General features: G+C 71.5%; 17 protein-coding genes. 6 read left to right on the forward strand and 11 right to left on the reverse strand.

Features of this window, described 5'->3' with window-relative positions; translation table 11 throughout:
• Positions 1-6 precede the first annotated feature (6 nt).
• The 5 genes from ABGB17_RS02355 to ABGB17_RS02375 all read left to right on the forward strand — a co-directional run bounded on the left by ABGB17_RS02355 (position 7) and on the right by ABGB17_RS02375 (position 4,758).
• Positions 7-1,122 (forward strand): hypothetical protein, encoded by a 1,116-nt coding sequence (locus ABGB17_RS02355; protein WP_347626018.1) that lies wholly within the window; start codon positions 7-9, stop codon positions 1,120-1,122.
• Positions 1,119-2,474: an O-antigen ligase family protein gene (locus ABGB17_RS02360; protein WP_347626019.1), complete on the forward strand. Its 1,356-nt coding sequence runs from the start codon at positions 1,119-1,121 to the stop codon at positions 2,472-2,474. The genes ABGB17_RS02355 and ABGB17_RS02360 overlap by 4 nt, the downstream gene beginning before the upstream one ends.
• Positions 2,475-2,796: 322 nt before the next feature.
• Positions 2,797-3,099: a hypothetical protein gene (locus tag ABGB17_RS02365; protein WP_347626020.1), complete on the forward strand. Its 303-nt coding sequence runs from the start codon at positions 2,797-2,799 to the stop codon at positions 3,097-3,099.
• Between the two features lie 446 nt (positions 3,100-3,545).
• Positions 3,546-4,289 carry a dienelactone hydrolase family protein gene (locus ABGB17_RS02370; protein ID WP_347626021.1) on the forward strand — a complete coding sequence of 248 codons (744 nt, stop codon included), beginning with the start codon at positions 3,546-3,548 and terminating at the stop codon, positions 4,287-4,289.
• A 193-nt stretch (positions 4,290-4,482) separates the two neighbouring features.
• Positions 4,483-4,758, forward strand: coding sequence for a DUF6295 family protein (locus ABGB17_RS02375; RefSeq protein WP_347626022.1), 276 nt, complete (start codon positions 4,483-4,485; stop codon positions 4,756-4,758).
• On the opposite strand, the gene ABGB17_RS02380 is transcribed toward ABGB17_RS02375, so the two are convergent.
• From ABGB17_RS02380 to ABGB17_RS02430, 11 genes are all read right to left on the reverse strand, one after another.
• The gene (locus ABGB17_RS02380; RefSeq protein ID WP_347626023.1) at positions 4,755-5,141 is read right to left on the reverse strand and encodes a VOC family protein; all 387 of its coding nucleotides are present in this window, start codon (positions 5,139-5,141) and stop codon (positions 4,755-4,757) included. The genes ABGB17_RS02375 and ABGB17_RS02380 overlap by 4 nt on opposite strands.
• Before the next feature lie 19 nt (positions 5,142-5,160).
• Complete coding sequence (locus ABGB17_RS02385; RefSeq protein ID WP_347626024.1) at positions 5,161-6,258, reverse strand: DegT/DnrJ/EryC1/StrS family aminotransferase; 1,098 nt, start codon at positions 6,256-6,258, stop codon at positions 5,161-5,163.
• Positions 6,255-6,932: an acetyltransferase gene (locus tag ABGB17_RS02390; RefSeq protein ID WP_347626025.1), complete on the reverse strand. Its 678-nt coding sequence runs from the start codon at positions 6,930-6,932 to the stop codon at positions 6,255-6,257. The genes ABGB17_RS02385 and ABGB17_RS02390 overlap by 4 nt, the downstream gene beginning before the upstream one ends.
• Before the next feature lie 159 nt (positions 6,933-7,091).
• On the reverse strand, positions 7,092-8,594 hold the full coding sequence (locus tag ABGB17_RS02395) for an oligosaccharide flippase family protein (protein WP_347626026.1): 1,503 nt from the start codon (positions 8,592-8,594) through the stop codon (positions 7,092-7,094).
• A gap of 184 nt (positions 8,595-8,778) precedes the next feature.
• Complete coding sequence (locus tag ABGB17_RS02400; RefSeq protein WP_347626027.1) at positions 8,779-9,963, reverse strand: glycosyltransferase; 1,185 nt, start codon at positions 9,961-9,963, stop codon at positions 8,779-8,781.
• A gap of 28 nt (positions 9,964-9,991) precedes the next feature.
• Positions 9,992-11,113 carry a DegT/DnrJ/EryC1/StrS family aminotransferase gene (locus tag ABGB17_RS02405; RefSeq protein WP_347626028.1) on the reverse strand — a complete coding sequence of 374 codons (1,122 nt, stop codon included), beginning with the start codon at positions 11,111-11,113 and terminating at the stop codon, positions 9,992-9,994.
• Positions 11,110-12,297: a glycosyltransferase gene (locus ABGB17_RS02410; RefSeq protein WP_347626029.1), complete on the reverse strand. Its 1,188-nt coding sequence runs from the start codon at positions 12,295-12,297 to the stop codon at positions 11,110-11,112. Before ABGB17_RS02410 ends, ABGB17_RS02405 begins: the two co-directional genes overlap by 4 nt.
• Positions 12,267-13,241: an NAD-dependent epimerase/dehydratase family protein gene (locus tag ABGB17_RS02415; RefSeq protein WP_347626030.1), complete on the reverse strand. Its 975-nt coding sequence runs from the start codon at positions 13,239-13,241 to the stop codon at positions 12,267-12,269. Before ABGB17_RS02415 ends, ABGB17_RS02410 begins: the two co-directional genes overlap by 31 nt.
• The gene (locus ABGB17_RS02420; protein WP_347626031.1) at positions 13,234-14,271 is read right to left on the reverse strand and encodes a Gfo/Idh/MocA family oxidoreductase; all 1,038 of its coding nucleotides are present in this window, start codon (positions 14,269-14,271) and stop codon (positions 13,234-13,236) included. The genes ABGB17_RS02415 and ABGB17_RS02420 overlap by 8 nt, the downstream gene beginning before the upstream one ends.
• Positions 14,272-14,322: 51 nt before the next feature.
• Positions 14,323-18,285, reverse strand: a complete 3,963-nt coding sequence (locus ABGB17_RS02425; RefSeq protein WP_347626032.1) for a DUF4082 domain-containing protein — start codon at positions 18,283-18,285, stop codon at positions 14,323-14,325.
• Between the two features lie 345 nt (positions 18,286-18,630).
• The gene (locus tag ABGB17_RS02430; protein ID WP_347626033.1) at positions 18,631-19,296 is read right to left on the reverse strand and encodes a hypothetical protein; all 666 of its coding nucleotides are present in this window, start codon (positions 19,294-19,296) and stop codon (positions 18,631-18,633) included.
• A gap of 185 nt (positions 19,297-19,481) precedes the next feature.
• On the opposite strand from ABGB17_RS02430, the gene rfbC reads away from it, so the two are divergent.
• On the forward strand, positions 19,482-20,087 hold the full coding sequence (gene rfbC / locus ABGB17_RS02435; RefSeq protein WP_347626034.1) for a dTDP-4-dehydrorhamnose 3,5-epimerase: 606 nt from the start codon (positions 19,482-19,484) through the stop codon (positions 20,085-20,087).
• Positions 20,088-20,366: the final 279 nt, after the last annotated feature.

The following is a 20,366-nucleotide window of genomic DNA, read 5'->3' on the forward strand; positions in this document are numbered from 1 at the left end:
GACACAATGGACCTGCTTGATTCGCTGCGTGCGCTCGCGCGACGCTGGCCGGTGACCGTGGCGCTGCTTGTCGCCACGGTCGCGGCCACGTTCGGCGCGTACCTGGCGATTCCGTGGCAGTACGAATCGAAGGCCACCGTCGTCTTCCTGTCGTCCCGCAAGGGCGCCCAGCCGGTGGGGGGCAACCCCTGGCTGGCGTTCGACGGGTCGCTCACCATCACGGCCGAGGTCATCGCCCGGGGCATGAGCGACGAGCGCACGATGCAGAAGCTCAAGGAGCAGGGCAACACCGCCGAGTTCACCGTTGGCCTCGCCCAGGACTCGCGCGGCCCGCTGCTGGACATCACGGCCACCGCGCCCGACCCCAAGATCGCGCAGTCCACCATGGAGGCGCTGGCGGCACTGTCGGCGCAGCGGCTCACCGAGATGCAGCAGAAGTCGTCGATCATGCCGGACGCGACCATCCGCGCCGAGATGGTGACGTCCACCGACAAGGCCGAGCTCACGCCGGAGAAGAAGATCCGGATGCTGCTGATCATCTTCGCGGGTGGTGGCCTGCTCACCCTCGGCATTCCGCTGTTCCTGGAGTCCCAGGCGCAGAAGCGCCGGCGCCAGAGCCAGCCGGAGCCCCAGCCTTCTCACTTAGGGCCGCCGCCCGGCGTGTCCCACACCCAGCGCGTTCCGCGCGGCTCGGCGGGCGGCCCGCGCCCGACCGGCCCGACCGTGCCGCGCAGCCGTCCCCCCGCCAGGGTGCAGCGCTCCCTCGACCCGCCTGAGCCCCGGGTGTACGACCGGCGCATCGGCACGCCGCCGCCGGCCCCCGCGGGACGCCACGGGTCGCCGGCCGAGCCCCCGGACCCGTGGGACGGGCCGTCGTCGGCCGACGACGAGTTCACCACGCAGATGCCGGTCGTGAAGGCCACCGAGGACCTCTACGTCTGGACCGACGACAAGGACCGGCCGCGGGGCGCGCCCCCGGCCGCGGCGGTCCGCCCCGGCGACGCGCCGAGCAAGGGCCGCCGCGCCAAGTCCCCCGGACCCGGCGCGAACGGCAAGGCCCCGCAGAACGGCGCCGGTGACGATTCCTACGTCGTGTTCGATCCCACCACCCCCGGTCGGTGACGAGCACGTCGGAGGCCGCGAGGGTCCACCCACCCGCCCGCCGGCCGCTCAAGCGCCGCACGCGGCTGCCGAAGACCCGGGTCGACCCGGTGACGATCATCTCGTTCTTCCTGGTCATCCTGTTCGTCATGCCGGCCCGGTACGTCGTGGGGCCGCTCGGTGGCGCCGGCTCACCCGCGTCCATGGTCGCGGTGATGCTCCTGGTCTGGTACCTGCTGTCCACCCTGTCCCCGAGGTGGACCCCGCTGCGGGGCCGCCAGCCGGTGCGCGCCGTCATCGTGTTCTTCGCGCTCGCCGTCCTCGCCAGCTACGTCGCCGCGATGACCCGCCCCCTGTCCTCCGAGGAACTGAACGCCGCCGACCTGGGACTGGTCCTGGTGGCCGGCTGGGCCGGCATCGCGCTCGTCACCGCCGACGGCATCAACGACATGGACCGCCTGGAGACCCTCCGCCACCGCATCGTGCTCGGCGGAACGTTCCCGGCCGCCGTGGCGATGATCCAGTTCTTCACCGGCATCGAGATCACCCAGTACCTGGCCCTCCCCGGCCTCGTCGAGAACGGCGCCGGCGTCCTCTTCGAACGCGAGGGTTTCTTCCGCCCCTCCGGCACCGCGACGCACCCCATCGAGCTGGGCGTCGTCCTCGCGGCCATCCTCCCGCTGGCCCTCCACGGCGCCATCTACTGCCGCGACCCCGAAGCCCGCCGCAAGCGCTGGCTGATGGTGGCCCTCATCGCCACCGCCCTCCCCATGAGCGTCTCCCGCTCCGCCATCCTGGGCCTGTTCGTCGCGATGATCGTCCTCCTGCCGACCTGGAAACCGGAATGGCGCCTCAGAGCCATCCTGATCTTCGGCGCCGCCTCCATCGTCATGCGCATCATGATCCCCGGCCTGATCGGCACCGTACTCAACCTGATCTCGGTGATCGGCGCCGACGAGAACTCCACCACCCGCACCGGCGACTACGACGCCGTGGTCCAAGCCGTGAGCCAACGCCCCCTGTTCGGCCAGGGCTTCGCCACCTACCTCCCCCGCATCTACCGCGTGATCGACAACCAGTACCTGATGTCCGCCCTGGAAACCGGCCTGGTAGGCGTAGCGGCCCTCCTGACCTTCCTCCTGGCCGGCTGGGTCCTGGCCCGCCGCGCCAGAAAAGCCTCCACCAACGAGGAAACCCGCCACCTGGCCCAATGCCTCGCCGCCAGCAGCGCCGTAGCCATCTTCGGCTTCGGCACCTTCGACGCCTTCAGCTTCCCCATGATCGCCAACGTGATGTTCCTCCTCCTGGGCCTGACCGGCGCCCTATGGCGCCTCCAGACCACCCGCCCCCCAGCCCACCGCCCCACCACCTGAAAGTCCTCTGCAAGGCCGGACGCCGGCCTCCCGGAAATGGTCCTCCGCTCTGGCTGTCCACGCGGCCGACCCGGTTGTGATGCCGTGCCGTACACAAGCGAACAAGGCCGCTTATGTACGTCCAATTCTCATTGAATGCGCCACGGTGATGCTGTCGGAGAACCCTGCCTCCCGGAAACGCTCATCGCTCCGCTCGACCTTGTTCTATGTTTGGGGCCAGAAAAGCTGAGGCAGGGAAATGGTGTAGATGTACATGGCCTGGGGGGACGAGTCCGTTACATGCGGGCGGTTGGACTCCGGGACGTACATGATGGCGGCCGCTATGAGTGAAATGGTAGATATAACCCACTCACGCGAAGCGATGCGGGGCCTGCTCCTCAAGGGGCAGCGCAAGGTGCACTGGCGGGCGGAGAGTTCTGATCGCAGGTTGAAGCTGGTCGACGCGATAGCCGACATGCCGATCGAAGGTCTCGTGGTGGTGAGGTCCCTGCGGGGTTCCGGCAGGGTCGAGCGGCGGCGCCGGAAGTGTCTGGAAGCGCTTTCCGCGAACTCGACAGCCTTGGATGCACCGGCCTTGTCCTTGAGTCCAGAGGACCGGCTGACGATGAGCGCGATCGCCAAATGATGAACCATATGCGTAAAAGCCGGGAAGTCGGTGGTGGGCTGCATTCGTCGCACGAAGCCGGGCCGAACGACCCTATGCTCTGGATTCCAGATGTTCTCTGCGGTGCGGTGAGCCGGGCACGTGCCGGAGAGCCGGTATACCTGGAGAGGATCTCCTCGCGCGTCACGGTGCGGCTGATCGCCCCCGAGCTCTGACGCCGGAAACGCGCAAGCCCCGGGCCCTGTCGTCCAGCAGGAACTCCCGAGGCTCACTTTCAGACCTCACCGCAGTGGATCTGACAACACAGCCACTGTATCCGATCAAGTACTCAGAGTCAACTCTTCGGTGCGCTGTGAGGACGTGCGGTGCGAGGGCGTGGCGGTTGGAATCACTAACATTCGCTGGGTGGACGGTCGTCTGGACGCGGTGGTCGTGCCGGGTCCCTGGCCGCGTGGAAGGGCGTGGACATGAGTGACGCGATCTGGGCGGGGACGGTGTCGTTCGCGGGGTATGAGGGGGCGGAGTTGGAGGGGTATCTGGCTCGGCCGCTTGGGGGGTTCTCGCGTGGGGGGGTGGTGGTGATTCATCATCTGCCGGGGTATGACGCGGGGACGAAGGAGATCGTCCGGCGCTTTGCTGTTCAGGGGTATGCGGCGGTGTGTCCGAATCTGTACTCGCGGGAAGGGGTCGGGGTCAGTCCGGACGATCAGGCGGCGGCGGTGCGGGCCAGGGGTGGGGTGCCGGATGAGCAGCTTGTGGGGGATGTCGCGGGTGGGGCGGCGTATCTGAACTCGTTGGAGCATGCCAACGGGAAGATCGGGGTGATCGGGTACTGCTCCGGGGGGCGGCAGGCGTTTCTGGTGGCGTGCTCGCTCGGGATCGATGCGGCGGTGGACTGTTACGGGGCGTTCGTGGCGTCCGATCCGCCGGCGGGGCATCCGCTGAAGGTCAGGTCGCTGTTGCCGAAGGCGCCGGGGTTGTCGTGTCCGGTGCTCGGGTTGTTCGGGGAGGAGGACTCCTTCCCGGCGCCGGCGGAGGTCGGGGTGCTCGACGCCGAGTTGGACCGGCTGGGGAAGGCGCACGAGTTCCATGTCTATCCGGGTGCCGGGCACGCGTTCTTCTCCGTCGACCGGCCCGCGTACCGGCCGGCCGCGGCTGTGGACGGGTGGAAGAGGATCTTCGCTTTCTTCGGACGGCACCTCGCCGGCTGAGGCCGGGGTTCCAGGCGAACCGCGACGGCTCCACCGGCGCCGCGTCGTTCGCCCTGAACGGGGCGGTCCGCACCTCCACCTGATTCACCGCGGTCCGGCATGGTGCCGCGGAGGACCGTGCCGGGCCACGCACGTCCGGTGAGGTATCTTCGCTGTCCACCGCCGCCGTTCCGCCGCCCGACAGGAGACCGGTATGTGTACCTACCTCACCGAGAAGATCGAGCTGGACGGCGCGGGCAAGGGTGCCACCGGGTGGTTCACGGTCAGCCAGGGCGCCGTCTACGTCGACCACCCCTACCACGCCTGCCACGAGCACACGGTGAACATCGACTTCACCAACCCGGCGGAGGGGCCGTCGGCGCGGGTGGCGGTCGAGCTGACCGAGGAGTCGGCGCTCGCCCTGATCGAGGCCATTCAGAAGGCGCTCGCCGCCGCCCCGCCGGGACTGGCCTCGGCGCGGCGGCGCTAGGACGGGAAGAGGCAGAACTCGTTGCCCTCGGGGTCGGCCAGCACCACGTGGTCGTCGTAGGTGTCCAGGACCCTGGCGCCGAGGCCGGTCAGCCGTTCGACCTCGGTGTCCAGGTCCTCGCTCACCAGGTCGAGGTGGAAGCGGTTCTTGGCGGTCTTCGGCTCGGGGACCAGCACGAAGAAGAACCGCGGCCAGACGCCGGGGGCGGCCTCGACCTTCACGGCCGGGTCGTCCTCGGGGGAGAAGATGCCCTCCGAGCGCAGACGTTCCAGCTCGGCCTCGTCATAGGGAGCGACGTCGTACCCGTCAAGGACGGCCGCCCAGAAGCGGGCGGCCGACGCGGGATGGCGACAGTCGACCACGACATCCTTGATCCATGCCATGAGGGCTATCGTGCCGCACTCAAAGCTGCCGCAGGGCCTTGTCCAGTGCTTCGGCGACCTGCTCCTGCTGGGACGCGGTGAGGTGGGGGTGCATGGGGAGGGAGAGGATCTCCCCGGCGGCCGTCTCGGTGACGGGGAAGTCGCCGGGGCCGTGGCCGAGGTCGCGGAAGGCGGGCTGGAGGTGGATGGGGACGGGGTAGTGGATCTGGACCTGGACGCCCGCCTCGCGCAGGGCGGCGGCGACGCGGTCCCGCTGGGGGACGCGGATGACGTACAGGTGCCAGACGTGGAGGTTGCCGGGGGCGGTGCGGGGGAGGCGGACGCCGTCGATGCCGTCCAGCAGCGTGGCGTAGCGGTCGGCGGCGGCGCGGCGCAGGTCGTTCCAGCGGGCGAGGCGCTTGAGCTTGGCGCGCAGCACGACGGCCTGCAGGGTGTCGAGGCGGGAGTTGAAGCCCAGCGTCTCGTGGACGTACTTCTCCTCGCTGCCGTGGTTGGTGAGCAGGCGGACGGCGCGGGCCAGGCCGGGGGCCGAGGTGAGCACCGCGCCGGCCTCGCCGTACGCGCCGAGGTTCTTGCCGGGGTAGAAGCTGGTTGCCGCCAGGGCCAGAGGCGGACGGCCGTCCTGGGCGGAGCCCTGGGACTGGGCGGCGTCCTCGAGCACGGCGAGGCCGCGCCGGCCGGCGAGGGTGTGCACCGGGCCCATGGGGGCCTGCTGGCCGTACAGGTGGACGGGGAGCACCGCCACGGTGCCGGGTGCGACGGCGGTGGCGGCGGCGGACGGGTCGAGCAGCAGGTGGTCGTCGTCGCAGTCGGCGAGCAGGGGGCGCAGGCCCGCGCGGACGACGGCCTCGGCGGTGGCGACGAAGGTGTTGGCCGGGAGTACGGCGCTCGCGCCGGCGGGCGGGTTCAGGGCGCGCAGGGCCAGCTCGATGGCGTCGGTGCCGTTGCCCACGCCCACGCAGTGCGGGACGCCGGAGAAGGCGGCGAACTCCTCCTCGAAGGCCGCGACGTCCGGGCCCTGGACGAACGCGGTGTCCCGCAGGACCCGTGCGAAGCCCTCGGACACCTCCTCGGCCACCTCGGCGTGGGCGGCGCGCAGATCGGCGAATGGGATCATGACAGAGCTCCGTGGTCTACGGTGGCGGGACGGACGAAACGGGCCGGCACTCCGGCCCAGACCTGCTCAGGGGGGACGTCGCGGGTCACGACGGATCCCATCCCGACCAGGGCGTAGGAGCCGATGACGCGGGACTCGCGCACGAGGGCGCCCGAGCCGACGTACGCGCCCGGCTCGACGCGCACCCCGCCCGCGAGCCGCACGCCCGCGGCGAGGGTGGCGAAGTCGGAGACCTCGTCGTCGTGGGTGAGCGTGACGTGCGGCATCACGCAGACATGCGCGCCGACGGTGACGGCGGCGGTCAGCACGGTCTGGGCGAGCACCACCGAGCCGGGGCCGACGCACGACGTGCGGGAGACGCAGGCGCTCGGGTGCACCAGGGTGGCGTACCGCTCGGACGGCAGGGCGAGGCGGGCCACGATGCGGGCACGGCTGGCGTAGTCGCGGGGGCTGCCGGTGCAGACCACGACCCGTGCCTCGGGGAAGTCCGCGACGGCGCCGGTGCCCGCGAGCACCGGCACGTCGTCGACCTTGGTGCCGTGTCTGGCGGGGTCGTCGTCCAGGTGTCCGAGCAGGTCCCAGGTGGGGGACACGTCGTTGATCGCGTGGACGAGCTGCGCGGTCTCCCGCGCGAAGCCGCCCGCACCCACGATGAGCAGCGAGGAAAGGGTCATGCGGTGCGCTCCTCGGTGGTGACGGCCGGGGGCATGGGGTCGTGCCAGTGGTGACGGCGGGGGTCATGGGGTCGTGCCAGTGGTGACGGCGGGGGTCATGGGGTCGTGCCAGTGGTGACGGCGGGGGTCATGGGGTCGTGCCAGTGGTGACGGCGGGGGTCATGGGGTCGTCTCCTTGGCGGGGTCGGCCGGGCCGCTGAGCGGGGTCATCGCGGGGGGTTCCTCCTGGGGGGCCTCGGTGTCGCGCATCTCCCGCAGGACGCGGCGGCTGCGGTAGCCGTACAGGCCGACGACCAGCAGTGTGAACGTGCCGGCGGCGGCGGCGACGGCGAGGTCGGGGCCGATGACGCGGCCCGCGAGGACGGCGAAGGCGCCGGTGGCGAGACCGGCGAGGACAGCGGGCCACAGGCGGAGGCCGAGGGTGCGCAGGCGGATGCCGGAGCGGCCGAGCTGCCACAGGTAGACGGGCAGGATCACGACTCCCGCCACGGCGACGAGCGCGACGGCGGCGCCGCGCAGGCCGTCGGCCTGGACTCCGGTCCACATGGCGGGGATCAGGACGACCAGCCAGATCGCCTGGACGGCCAGCACCGATCGGGAGCGCTCTAGGACCACGAGGTAGTCGTAGATCAGCTCGAAGAAGATGCGCAGGCCCGCGAGGGCGGCGAGCCCGGCGAGGGCCACCGCGGCGGGGGCCCACTCGTCGCCGTACACGAACCGGACGACGGCCGGCGCGGCGCCGCTGAGCAGCAGGCACACCGGCAGGGTGACGCCCACCAGCAGGCCCGCGACCGCCACGAACGCGCGGCTCAGCCTCGGGCGGTCGTGCTGGAGGCGGGAGAAGGCGGCGGGGGCGACGGCGCGCACCGGCTGGGAGAAGACCGCGACCGGCCAGCCGGAGAGGTTCACCGCCAGCACGTAGAACCCGAGGGCCGTGGGGCCGAGCACGTGGCCGACCACGATCTGGTCGGCGTACCCGACGCCGAAGACCAGCAGCGACGCCCCCGCCAGCGGCACCCCGAAGCGGATCAGCCGCCTGGCCACCTGGCGGTCGAACCCGAACCTGAGTTTCTCCGGGGAGAAGTACACGAGGAGGGCGCCTCCCGCGAGGGAGCCGCAGACGCGCCCCGCGGCGAGGCTCATCGCCCCCCAGCCGAGCAGGGCGAGCACCAGGGACACGACCGCGCCGAGCCAGCTGTCGACCTGGTCGGCGATCATCTTGCGTCCCTGCATGAAGTGGCGTTGCAGCAGCGCGGCGGAGGTGGACACCAGCCCGTTGGTGACCACACTGACCGCGAGCAACCGTACGGGCCCTGTCGCTTCCGGGTTCCCCATGGCCTCGGTGAACACCGGCGCGATCAACACGAAGATCCCGCACAACACCAGGCTGAATCCGGCGGAAAGCGTCGCGACCGTCGGCACGATGCCGCGCGGATCGTCCGGCCACCGCACGATCGCCAGACTCACCCCGAGCTCATTGATGCTCAGCATGGCGAGCAACGCCACCAGCGCCACCGCGAACGTCCCGAACTCGGTCGGCCCGAGCACCCGCGCCAGCGTGATCCCGATCGCCAGGGTCCCGAGCCGCGACGCCAGCGTGCTGAGAAAACTCCAGCCCAGCGCTTTTCCGGCGCGCGTGCGCAACGAGGCGGTGTCGCTCACACGGACCTCCTGACGAAGGGATGACCGCTCGCCGCCGCAGCGCGGCGCCGGGTTCGCCGTAGGTGGATCCCACCGTCGCGGCGCCGGGAGAAGCGACCCGGAGGTGGCGGGGTGGGGGGGAGCGGGCCCAGGTGGCGGGGTGTGGCGCTGTCCGGGGGGTGTGGTGTGGCCCGAGGGGATGGGGTCACACGGGTCTCCTGGCTACGTTGTTGAAGTCGTCGCGGGAGGCGGTGCCGCGGAGGCGTTGGTAGCGGCGGTGGAGTTTGTGGCGGAGGACGCCGGTGGCGGTGGTCAGGGCGTCCAGGGGGGCGGGGCGTTCGGCGATGGATTGTTGGTAGATGTCCAGTTGGGTGCGGGCGGCGCGGTCCAGGCTGAAGCGGTCTGTCACCAGGCGGCGGCCGTACTCTCCCAGGCGGTGGCGGAGGGCCGGGTCGCCGGCCAGGGTGCGCAGTGCGGATTCCAGGCGGGCAGGGCCCTCCTCGGGGCCCGCGCCGAGGCCGTACCAGCCTTGGGAGAGGAAGAGTTTCTCGGTGTCGGGGGTGAGGAGTTCGAAGAAACCCTGCTCGCCTTGGACGATCAAGGGCTTGGCGAAGGCCAGGGAACGCAGGGCCGAGCCGCCCATGGCGAGGCACGCGGTGGCGGCGGCGTAGGCGGGGCGGGGGTCGAGGAGCTGGCCGGTGAGGACGACGGCGCGGCGGCCCGCCGCGGCGTTGGCCTCGGCGGCGCGGGACTCGGCCTCGGGACGGGCGGGGCCGTCGCCGACGACGATCAGGCGGAGGTCGAGCTCGGTGGCGAGGCGACCGGCCACGTCGATCGCGGTGAGGACGCCTTCCAGTTTCAGTTCGCGGACCAGGCGGCCGACCACCACCAGGTCGAACGGGCCCTCCTCCAGGCCGAACTCCTCGCGGAAGGCGCCCACGGGGTGGCCGGGCACGTTGGCGGTCACGTCCACCGGAGGCTCGATGAGGTGGACGTGACGGCGGCCCGGGGCGGCCCGCTCCTGGATCTCGCGGGTGCCGACCACCAGAGGCAGGGAAGGGGGCAGGAACGGCGCCACGTCCATCGACATCACGGTGCAGACGGCGGCGGCGGGGCCGGTGAGGCTCGTGTAGAAGGCCTCCACCCCGGGGGGCCACTCGTAGCCGTGCACCACGTCCAGCCGCCGCCGCACCGCGAGGTCGCGCAGCAGGCGGACGGTCGCGGCGGACGGCCGGCGCCGCCCGGGGTCCAGCGGCAGGTGCTCCAGCCCGGCCGCGGTGACGTGCGCGACCATGGGGCCTGGCTCGCCGATCACCACGACCTCGTGCCCGAGCCGCTGCACGGTGGCGGCGAGCTCCACGGCGTTGAGCTGGCTGCCGCCGACTTCCATCGCGTGGGGGTAAACGAGAACGCGCACGTCACAGCCCCGCGGCGGCGTACAGCGCGGCGACGACCCGGTCCTGCTCGTCCTCGGTCATCTGGTGGAACAGCGGCAGGATCAGCGAGTTCGCCGTCAGCCACTCGGTGGCCGGCAGGTCGTAAGGCCCGCCGGAGGCGTACGCCGGCTCCAGGTGCGCCGCCATGATGCCCCGCCGGGCCGACACCCCGCGTCCGGCGAGGAACGTCAGCACCTCGCCCCTGCTCATCGGGAACCCGTCGGGCAGCGCCACCCAGAACGACTGGTAGTTGCCCTGCCCGTGCGCCGGATCGCGCACGGTGACCAGCCCGGGAACGCCGGCCAGCAGCTCCTGGTACCGCGCGGCGAGCGCACGCCGCCGCTCCACCATCGCGGGCAGCCGCCCGAGCTGCACCAGTCCCACCGCCGCCTGGATGTCGGTCATTCTGTAGTTGAACCCGACCTCGGGGTACTCCTCGGGCGCGCTGGACCCGCCGGCGTGCCGGTCCGCCGCGCTGACGCTCATGGCGTGCTCGCGCAGCCGCCGGCCCCGCGCCGCCCACGCGGCGTCGTCGGTGGTCAGCATGCCGCCCTCACCGGTGGTGAGCAGCTTGCGCGGGTGGAACGACCACGCCGCCACCGCCGCCCCCGCGCCGACCGGCCGCCCCCGGTACGTGGACCCGGCGGCGCAGGCGGCGTCCTCGACGATCAGCAGCTCCCCGTGCGCGGCGCGGATCTCGTCCACGTCGGCGGGCACCCCGCCCTGGTGGACGACGATCACCGCACGGGTGCGCGGCCCGCGGGCGGCGTCGACGGTCTTGGCGGTGAGGTTGCCGGTCGCCGGGTCGATGTCGGCGAACACCGGCGTCGCCCCGACGTACCGCACGACGTTGGCGGTCGCGATGAACGACAACGACGGCACGATCACCTCGTCGCCGGGCCCGAGGTCCGCGAGCACGAGAGCGAGGTGCAGCGCCGTCGTGCACGAGGAGGCCGCCACACCGTGCTCCGCCCCCACGTGCCCGGCGAACGCGCGCTCGAACTCGGCCACCTTCGGCCCCTGCGCGACCCACCCCGACGCGATGACCTCGCCGGCCGCCGCCTGCTCCTCCGGGCCGAACCACGGCCGCATCACCGGGATCATCGCCCGGCCACCTCCCTGATGTCCAAGCCGAGCAGGTCCGCCAGCAGGCGCACCCGTTGGTGCCAGTCGTGCCGCGCCGCGAAGGCCCGCCGCCGCCGGACCAGGGCGGGCGTTCGCGGCACGTTCAGCTCCGCCGCGACCGCGGCGGCGAACTCGTGCGGGGTCCGCGCGACCGGGATCAGCGGCCCGGCCGCCAGCCACTCGGTGGCCGGGAGGTCGGTGGAGATCACTCCACGCCCGGCCGCGAGGTACTCCAGCGTCTTCAGCGGGAAGCTGGCCCGGTTGAACGCGGTCGCCGTGTACGGCGTGAGCCCGACGTCGATGACCCGCAGGTACGACGGGAGCTCCTGGTACGCCTTGCGTCCCACCCAGTGCACGTTGGGACGTTCCACCAGGAGCGGCCACCGCGCCGGCTCGTACCCCGCCGAGACCGGCCCGACCAGCACCAGCGGCGTGCCGGAGTCCGCGACGGCCTCCAGCAGCGCGATGTCGATGCGCGCGTTGACGTGCCCCACGAACCCGGCGACCGGCACGCCGGACAGCTCCTCCGGCAGGTCCGCCGGCAGGGGCGCGTCATCGATGCCCGCGTACGCCGACACGTCGCACCCGTTCGGCACGAGCGACGCCTTCCTGCCGAGCCGTGACACCCGGTCCACCAGGCCGGGCGACACCACGGCGACGGCACCGGCGCGGGACGTCATGCTCCGCTCGGCGCGGGCGAGCCGGGCCGCCGGCATGCGGATCAGCCCGGCCCCCGCCACCAGGTCGTCGGTGACGTACCGCACGGTGCGGGCCCCCGGCGCGACGTCGAGCAGGTCGGTGGACCCGGCCACCACGACCGCCGCGATGTCCCGCCCGAGGCGCCGCGCGGCGCCGCGCACGGCACGCCGGGCCAGCGCCGCGGTGAGCCGGTCCACCCCGGGGCGGTACGCGGCGGGCGGCGCGACCGGGCTGAGCCGCCACAGGCCCGGCCGGACCTCCCGCAGCAGGTGCCCGGCCTCGCCGGTCTCCGGGTCGCGCAGCCCCGAGGTGAGGGGACGGGGCGGGTCGACGTACAGCACGTCGGCGAACCCGGCCAGCCGGTCCGCCATGTGGCGGTCGGTGCCGGTCACGCCGTCGTACCGTGTGCCGCCCGCGTAGACCAGTAAGCCGTTCACAAGCTCGCCGCGCGTTCGGACCGCCACCAGCTCACCAGCCGGCGAAGGCCCTCCTCCAGCCCGATCTCGGCCTTCCAGCCGAGCGCCTCGGCCGCCGCGGACACGTCCGCGAGCCGCCGCGTGACGCCGTTGACCGCGCGGGCCGGGCCGAACTCCAGCCCGAGGTCCTCGCGCCCCATGACGCGCATCAGCGTCTCGGCCAGCTCACGCAGGCTGGTCTCGGCGGAGCTCGCGATGTTGAACACCCGGTCGGTGGCGTCGGAGGCCGCCGCCAGCAGGTTGGCGCGGGCGATGTCCTGGGTGTACACGAAGTCCATGGTCTGCAGCCCGTCGCCGAGGATCAGCGGCGGCGTGCCGGACTCGATGCGCTCCATCCACCGGATCAGCACCTCGGTGTACAGGCCGTGGATGTCCATGCGGGGCCCGTACACGTTGAAGTACCGCAGCGCCACGTAGTCCAGCCCGCGCATGGCGTGGAAGCTGCGCAGCAGGCCCTCGTTGAACGTCTTGGCGGCGCCGTACAGCGTGTCGTTGTCGTACGGGTGGTGGTCCTCGCGGGTGGGGAACGTCTCGGCCAGGCCGTACACCGACGCCGACGACGCCGCGACCACCTTGCGCACGCCCGCCTCCGCGGCGGCCTCCACGACCTCGTAGGTGCCGTCCACCAGCACCTGGAGCGCCAGCCGGGGCTCCTCAGCGCACTGGGTGATCCGGATGGCGGCCTGGTGGAACACGAGGTCCATGCCCCTGGTCACCGACCGGACCAGCGCGGTGTCGCGGATGTCGCCCTCGACGACGCGGAGCCGCCCGTCCGCGGCGGCCTCGGCGGCGGCGAGGTTGGCGCGCCGCCCGCGGACGAAGTTGTCCAGGACGACGACCTCGCCCGCGCCCGCGGCGAGCAACTGGTCGACGATGGTCGAGCCGATGGTGCCCGCGCCGCCGGTCACCAGGCAGCGGCTGTTGTCAATCATCGAGAAGGTCCCCCAGGTCGATTCTTCTGCCGTCATTGTGGATGCTTCGCCCGGCCGCTTCCAGCAGGGCGAGGACGCGCAGCCCCGACCGTCCGTCGGTCAGCGGCGCGCGTCCTTCGGTGATGGCGGCGGCGAACTCGCTCATCACGCCGCGCAGGGCCTCACGCTCGGGCAGGGCCGGGACGACGACGTCACCGGTCCGGTAGGAGATGAGGGCCGCCCGGCGCTCGTCCGCCCCGGCGGACGACAGGTCGACGCCCCGGTCGTACACGGCGAGGCGCTGGGCGGGGTTCACGTCGTCCCACACGATCGTGCGGCGCGATCCGCCGATCACGGTGGTGCGGATCTTGGTGGGGCTGAGCCAGTTGACGTGCACGTGGGCGAGCACGCCCGAGCGCAGCCACAGGGTGAGGTAGGCCAGGCACGGCCGCCCGGCCCCGATCGGGTCGGAGGCGTGCGCCGACACCGCGACCGGGTCGAGGCCGCCGGGCAGCACGAAGTCGAGTATCGACAAATCGTGCGGCGCGAGGTCCCACAACACGTCCACGTCCGGCTGCACCAGCCCGAGGTTGATGCGCACCGAGTCGACGAACTGGACGTCGCCGAGCTCCCCGGTGGTGACCAGGTCACGGATCTTGCGGACCACGGGGGTGTAGCAGAACGTGTGGTCCAGCATGAGCACGCGCTGACGCTCCTCGGCGAGCGCCACCAGCTTGGCCCCCTCCGCGTGGGTGGGGGTCAGCGGCTTCTCCACCAGCACGTGCTTGCCGGCGTCCAGGGCGGCGCGGACCAGGTCGAAATGGGTCCGCGCCGGGGTGGCGACGGCGACCGCGTCCACCGCCGGGTCCTGGAGCACCTGCTCGTACGACGCCGTCGGCCTCACCGTGGTGTAGCGCCCGAGCACGGCCCGGGCCCGTTCCTCGTCGAGGTCGCACAGCCACTCCAGCCGCAGCTCGGGGGTGGCCATCGCGTTCCGCACCAGGTTGGGCCCCCAGTAGCCCGCGCCGATCACGGCAAGGCCGATCGTCACGTGGCACTCCTTTCGTTCGTCAGGCGATCGAATCGCACACGGATGGCGGGATCAGCTGCCGGGGGTGAACAGCACGTCCACCCAGTAGTTGGCCCCGTTGAAGCTGGCGGTCGGGAAGCCGGAGGACGACCCGTACCGGTACACGCCGTTGGCGCCTCCCGCCCCGCCGTTGGCCAGCGCGTGCAGCGGCGAGTTGTCCACGGGCCCGGCGTTGAAGTAGCCGCCGTCGCCCGCGTAGTGCCCGTTCGGCGCCAGGTAGGACGCCACGTACACCTGGCCGGCGACGACGTCCACGGGGACGTCGAACAGCAGGGTCTGCCAGCCGCTCGCCGTCTCGTTGACGAAGGTGCCGTTGGCCAGCGGCGTGCCGGTGCCGCTCCACAGGTTGCCCACGTGGGTGCCGGTGTTCCCCGCGCCCTTGTAGAAGCGGATGCCGTTGATCACGCCGTCCATCTCCGCGGTGAACTTCACACCGAGCTCCACCGAGCTGGAGTCGTTGATCGACGGGGTGGCGGGCACGGCGTTGCTCGCGAAGATGGAGCACGGGCAACTCGCGGGGCCGCCGGTGGTGAACGACCACGACGTGGTGGTCATGGCGTTCTCCGAGTCGTCCTCGGCGCCGCTGACCGTCACGGTGTAGGTGGTGCTCTGCGCCAGCGGCGCGTCCGGGGTGAAGGTCAGCAGCGTGCCGGACTGGCTGAGCGAGCGGGTGCCCGCGACCGCCTGGTTGGCGGCGTTCTTCACCGTGATCGTGGCGGTGCTCTCCACGATCGGCTCGCTGAACGTCGCGGTCACCGCGGTGCCGGTGGCCACGCCGGTGCCGCCGTGGTCGGGCGACCGCATCGTGATGAACGGCGCGGTGGTGTCGGCCAGCTTGGTGAAGATGACGTCCACCCAGTAGTTGCTCGCGCCCCACGAACTCGTCGGGAACGCACGCGCGCCGTACTGGTAGACGCCGTTGCCGCCGCTCGACCCGCTGGCCAGGGTGCGCAGCGGCGTCGCGGTGACCGCCGAGGCGAGGCCGTTGGACGTCGCCGAGTACCGGCCGTTCGGGGCGTGGTAGGACGCGACGTAGGTGGTGTCCCTGGTCACCGGCCACGGCGTGCCGAAGTAGACCTCCTGCCAGCCCTGCGTGGACTCGTCGGTGAAGGTCGCCGTCGTCAGCTCCTGCCCGGTGGCGCTCCACAGGGTGCCGGTGTGGGTGCCGGTGTTGCCGGGGCCCTTGTAGAACCGGATGCCCTCGATGAAGCCGTCCTGCGAGGCCTGGAACTTGACGCCGAGGTTCACCGCCGCCGGGTCGTTGACGCTCGGGTTGTCCGGCACCGTGACGTCCGGCCAGATCGTGCACGGGCACACGCCCGCGGCCCACGCCTTGGCCGTGGTGAACGTGAACTCGTACGGCTGGGTCATCGTGTTGCCCGCGTCGTCCTTGGCCCCGCTGACCGACACGGTGAACGGCTCGCCGGGGGCGAGCGGCGCGGCCGGCGCGAAGGTGAGGTTCTTGCGGGAGGCGTCCAGCGAGACGGTGCCGGCGACGTTCGCCTGCGTGGAGTCCTTCACGGTGAACACCGCCGTGCCGGACTGGATCGGCTCACCGAAGGTGATCTTCGGCTGCACCGTGGTGGCCACGCTGGAGGAGCCGGGCACCGGCGTGGCCGAGGTGGCCGCCGGCGGGTAGACGTCGTTGACGGTGAAGACGACGTCGACGTAGTAGTTGCCGCCGTTGTAGGTCTGGTTCGGGAAGCCCGCCCCGGCCCGGTAGACGCCGTTGCCCGCCGTCTCGGTGGCCTTCGGCGCGGTGAGCGGCGCGTTCACCAGCGGCTGGTACCGGAAGAAGTTGCCGTCGGCGGCGTAGTGGCCGTTCGGCGCGAAGTAGGAGGCGACGTACTCGGTGCCCGCGGTGACGTACACCGGGGAGCCGAAGTTCAGCGTCTGCCAGCCGGTGGCGGACTCGCCGCCGAAGGTGCCCGAGGCCAGCGGGTCGCCGGTGCTCGACCACAGGGTGCCGGTGTGGGTGCCGGTGTTGCCGGTGCCCTTGTAGAACTTCACGCCGGTCAGGTAGCCGTTGACCGACGGGGTGAAGCGCACGCCGAGCTCCAGCGCGCTGCCGTCGTTCTCCGCGGGGTTGTTCGGCACGGTGGACGGCGAGAACAGGCTGCACGGGCACTCGACGGTGACGTTCCTGGTCGCCTCGGCGCCGACGTTGCCGCTGTCGTCGGCCGCGCGCACCTTGATGGTGGTGGCGCCGACGCCGGTGACCTTCCACGAGTAGGTCCAGGCGGTACGGCCGGAGGCCGGGTGCCAGGTGCCGCCGTTGTCGGTGGAGACCTCGACCGCGCCGACCTGCCCGCCGAGGTCCAGGGCGGTGCCGCTGACGGTGACGGTGGAGCCGTTGCTCACGGTGGCGCCGGACGCCGGGGCCGTGATCGTGGCCGTGGGCGCGGTGACGTCGGTGGACTTGACGGCGAGGCTCAGCGGCGAGACCAGGGACTTCGGCTGCACGCCCATGTCGGCGAACAGGTTGACCGTGGCCTGCCTGATCCGCTGGTCGGCGTAGCTGTTGGAGTCGTAGCTGTCGTGCTCGTCGTCCAGGCCCCAGCTCCACTGCACGGTGCCGGCGCCGAACACCAGGGCGCCGCTCGGCGCGCGGTACAGCGTCATGCGGTGGGTGGCGCTCCTCTCGGCGACGTTGGTGCCCTGGTCGATGAGCACCTGCTCGGCCATCGAGGTGGTGCTGGACAGCCGCACCAGGCCCTTCGGCCGGGCGCCGTTGTCGATGTCCTCGTCCCACTCGTAGCCCACCAGGCCCGGGAAGCTGATCGACCCGGTGAACTGGCTCGCCACCGTGGTGCCGCGCCAGAAGCGCATCTTGCCGTCGGCCGCCGGGACGGTCAGCGGGATCGCCTGGCAGCCGTTGGCCGACGTGGTGCAGTTGACGGTGAACAACTGGCCGGTGAGGCCGTTCTCCGGCCGGTTGCCGTCGGCGGGCGGGCTGAAGCGGTTGTCGCGCCAGGTGCCGGTCCACACGTTGGGCGTGGGGTCGATCTTCGCGTTGGCGTGGGTCTCCTTGTAGGAGACCAGCGTGCGGTAGTTGTTCTCCCAGCGGGTCTTCCAGTAGACCTCGTTGCCGCTGAAGAACGCGAGGCTCACCCCGGCGTCCCTGGCCGCCTCGAACGCGGCGCGCTCCTCGCCCGACCAGTACTCGTCGTGGCCGACCGACAGCAGCGTCTTGTGGGTGAGCAGCGTGGCGGGCGACCGCGCGGCGTCGAGCGAGGACTGGTAGGTGACGTTGTAGCCGTTGGCCTCAAGCCAGCGGACCATGGGGTACTCGTTGGCGAAGACGAAGTCGCGGCCCCACGGTGTGGACTCGCGGGTGTTGAACGGCCGGTTGTAGCTGACCTTCACGGCGCGGCCGGGGGCGGCGACGCTGTCGCCGCGGTACAGGCTGTTGTGGACCTTGTTGGGGTTCTCCTCGGTGGCGGGGATGTCGCCCCAGGAGTTGTACGCCTGCCAGGTGCTGTCGGCGGTGCGGAACAGCAGGTCCGAGGTGCTGGCGTCGTCGCGCACGACGAAGACCACGTGGGTGTCGTCGTTGGTGTCGGGACGGATCACGTGGGCGAAGTAGATGCCGGAGACGGCCGTGGTGGGAACGGTCCAGCTCGCGACCGTGCCCCAGTTGCAGGACACCTCGCCGGTGGTGGCGTTCTCCGGGCAGCTCGGCTGGAAGCGGGAGACCGAGGTGGTGGCGGGCACGGAGATGATCTTGCGGGCGCCGTCGCCGCGGTAGTAGCCCATCCGGTAGATGTCGACCTGGAGCGTCAGGGCCGCGGACCTGATCTTGAAGTTGACGGTCTGGCCGAGGTTGACGCTCATCTGGTCGGCGTAGCCCTCGACGGTGCCCTGCGGGTTGGTCTCCCACTCGCTCCGGTCGTTGCCCTGCTGGTCGTTCTCGCAGGTGATCTTGTTGCCGCCCGCGTCGCACGGGCCGGCGGCACCGGCCGGCGTGGCCGGCACGGTGAGAAATGCGATGAAACTTAACGCTGCCGCGGCGATCGCCGACAAAGGCCGGCGCGCGGCACTGCGCGATGTCATGGTGCTCCCACGTGACGATATGGGTGAGTGATCCCCGGTGGTGCTCACGCTGCGGAGCGTGGTCCCGACGAATCGACGCCCGTACGGTGACGCCGGTTTACCAGGGACAGGCAATCGGGACCCTTCTGTCACACCCGTAACCTCGCCAGAGGGGCCCTGACCCGTGCCAGGGCGTCCCGCGCCGGGCGGCCTCGCCCGGCCGCGGGGGCTTCGCGGCTGGTATTCATTTCTGGGTAAGGCGGGTTTCCCGAACGGCCGGGAAAGTGTTCACCCGGCCTTCTCCTTCAGCGCGATGACCGATTTCACCAGACCGCCGAGCCGCTCGAACCGGATGTGCGACGAGGGGAAGTAATGCCGCATCTCGGTGATGCTGAGCAGCTCCACCTCCATCACGATGTTGCGGGCCGCCTCCCGGTCGGAGGTCGGCGTGTGCACGAGCGGCCAGCGCCGCAGCAGCGCCGTGCGGGCGGCGATGGGGAGGTACTGGAAGCCGGGGAACAGGAAGTGCGGCTCCACCGGGAAGTAGCGGTACGGCGTCTGCACCCAGTGGCGGTCGGCCAGCTCGTGCACCGCGTCGGCGAACTGCTGACGGCGCAGGTGGCCGCCGACGTGCTCGATCACCGCGTTGGAGAACACCAGGTCGTACCCGCCGTTCCGGATCTCCCGCGGCAGGTCGCACGCGTCGGCGACGTCGGCGCGCATCCAGTCGGGCAACTCGGCCGGGGGCTTCTCCAGGTTCACGACGCGTACCCGCGCCGGGCGCACCGGCGCCCGCAGCCAGGCGCCCGCCGTGCCGCCGAGGTCGATGACCGACATCTCGGACAGGTCGGGGAAGCGCTGGGCGAACCAGTTCCAGCGTCGCGCCCTCGCCTTGGCCCCGAGCGAGTCGGGGGCGTCGACGAAGCGACTCCGGAGGGCGTTCAGACGGCTCACTGTCTCTCCTTGACGGCGGTTAGGAGACTGGGGGGGACGGCGGAGCGGTGCGGCACGGGCCGGCGGAGGGCGGGCTGGGCACGTTCCAAAACGAGACCGCCCAACTATCGCAGAAGCCGCCGCCGCGCGGAGCGGCACGGGCCATTCGATAGCGCACTGAGACACGGAGATGTCACTCTGGGCGCGTGAAGCAACTGAGCATCGCGCACGCCTACCTGCACACCCCCGGCCTCCACACCGACGAGCGGGGAACGTTCCTGGAGTGGTACCGCGCGGACCGCATGGCCGAGGTCGTCGGCCACCGGCTGGACCTCGCCCAGGCCAACTGCTCGGTGTCCCGCCGCGGCGTGCTGCGCGGCGTGCACTTCGCCGACGTGCCGCCCGGCCAGGCCAAGTACGTCACCTGCGTGTCGGGCACCGTGCTCGACGTCGTGGTGGACATCAGGGTCGGCTCGCCCACCTTCGGCCGGTGGGAGGCGGTCGAGCTAGACGACCGCACCCGGCGGGGCCTGTACGTCGGGGAGGGACTCGGCCACGCGTTCATGGCGCTCACCGACCAGGCGACCGTCATCTATGCCTGCTCGGAGCCGTACGCCCCGCGGCGCGAGCACGGCGTGCACCCGCTGGACCCGGCGCTCGGCATCGCCTGGCCCGCGGACGTGCGGCCGCTGCTGTCGCCCAAGGACGCCGCCGCGCCGACCCTGGCCGAGGCGCGCGAGAAGGGGCTGCTGCCGCAGTACGACGACTGCCTCGCGTACTACGCCAAGCTGCGTGCCCGCTCGTCCGGTTGAACCGTGCCACTGCTGATCAGGCGAAACCGGACGTCTGTTGCGTTTCCGGTTGCTGAGATGAGCGAGAAAGGGATGCCGTAATCGCATTACGTATACCAATTGGGCCCAATTAGCAGTTAAAACCAGGCGATCCGGTTGTCTCATCGTTTCCCAACCGCAACAATGGCCTCGCACTGAAACATGATCGGCGCTCAGGTGCGCCGGAGTGGAGGCTGTGCCAGTGAGCACTCGCCGGCATGCGGACCGCTCGCGCCCCGAGCGCCGGTCCACGAGAAGCAG

The sequence above is a fragment of the Sphaerisporangium sp. B11E5 genome (assembly GCF_039871875.1).
GTDB lineage: Bacteria > Actinomycetota > Actinomycetes > Streptosporangiales > Streptosporangiaceae > Sphaerisporangium.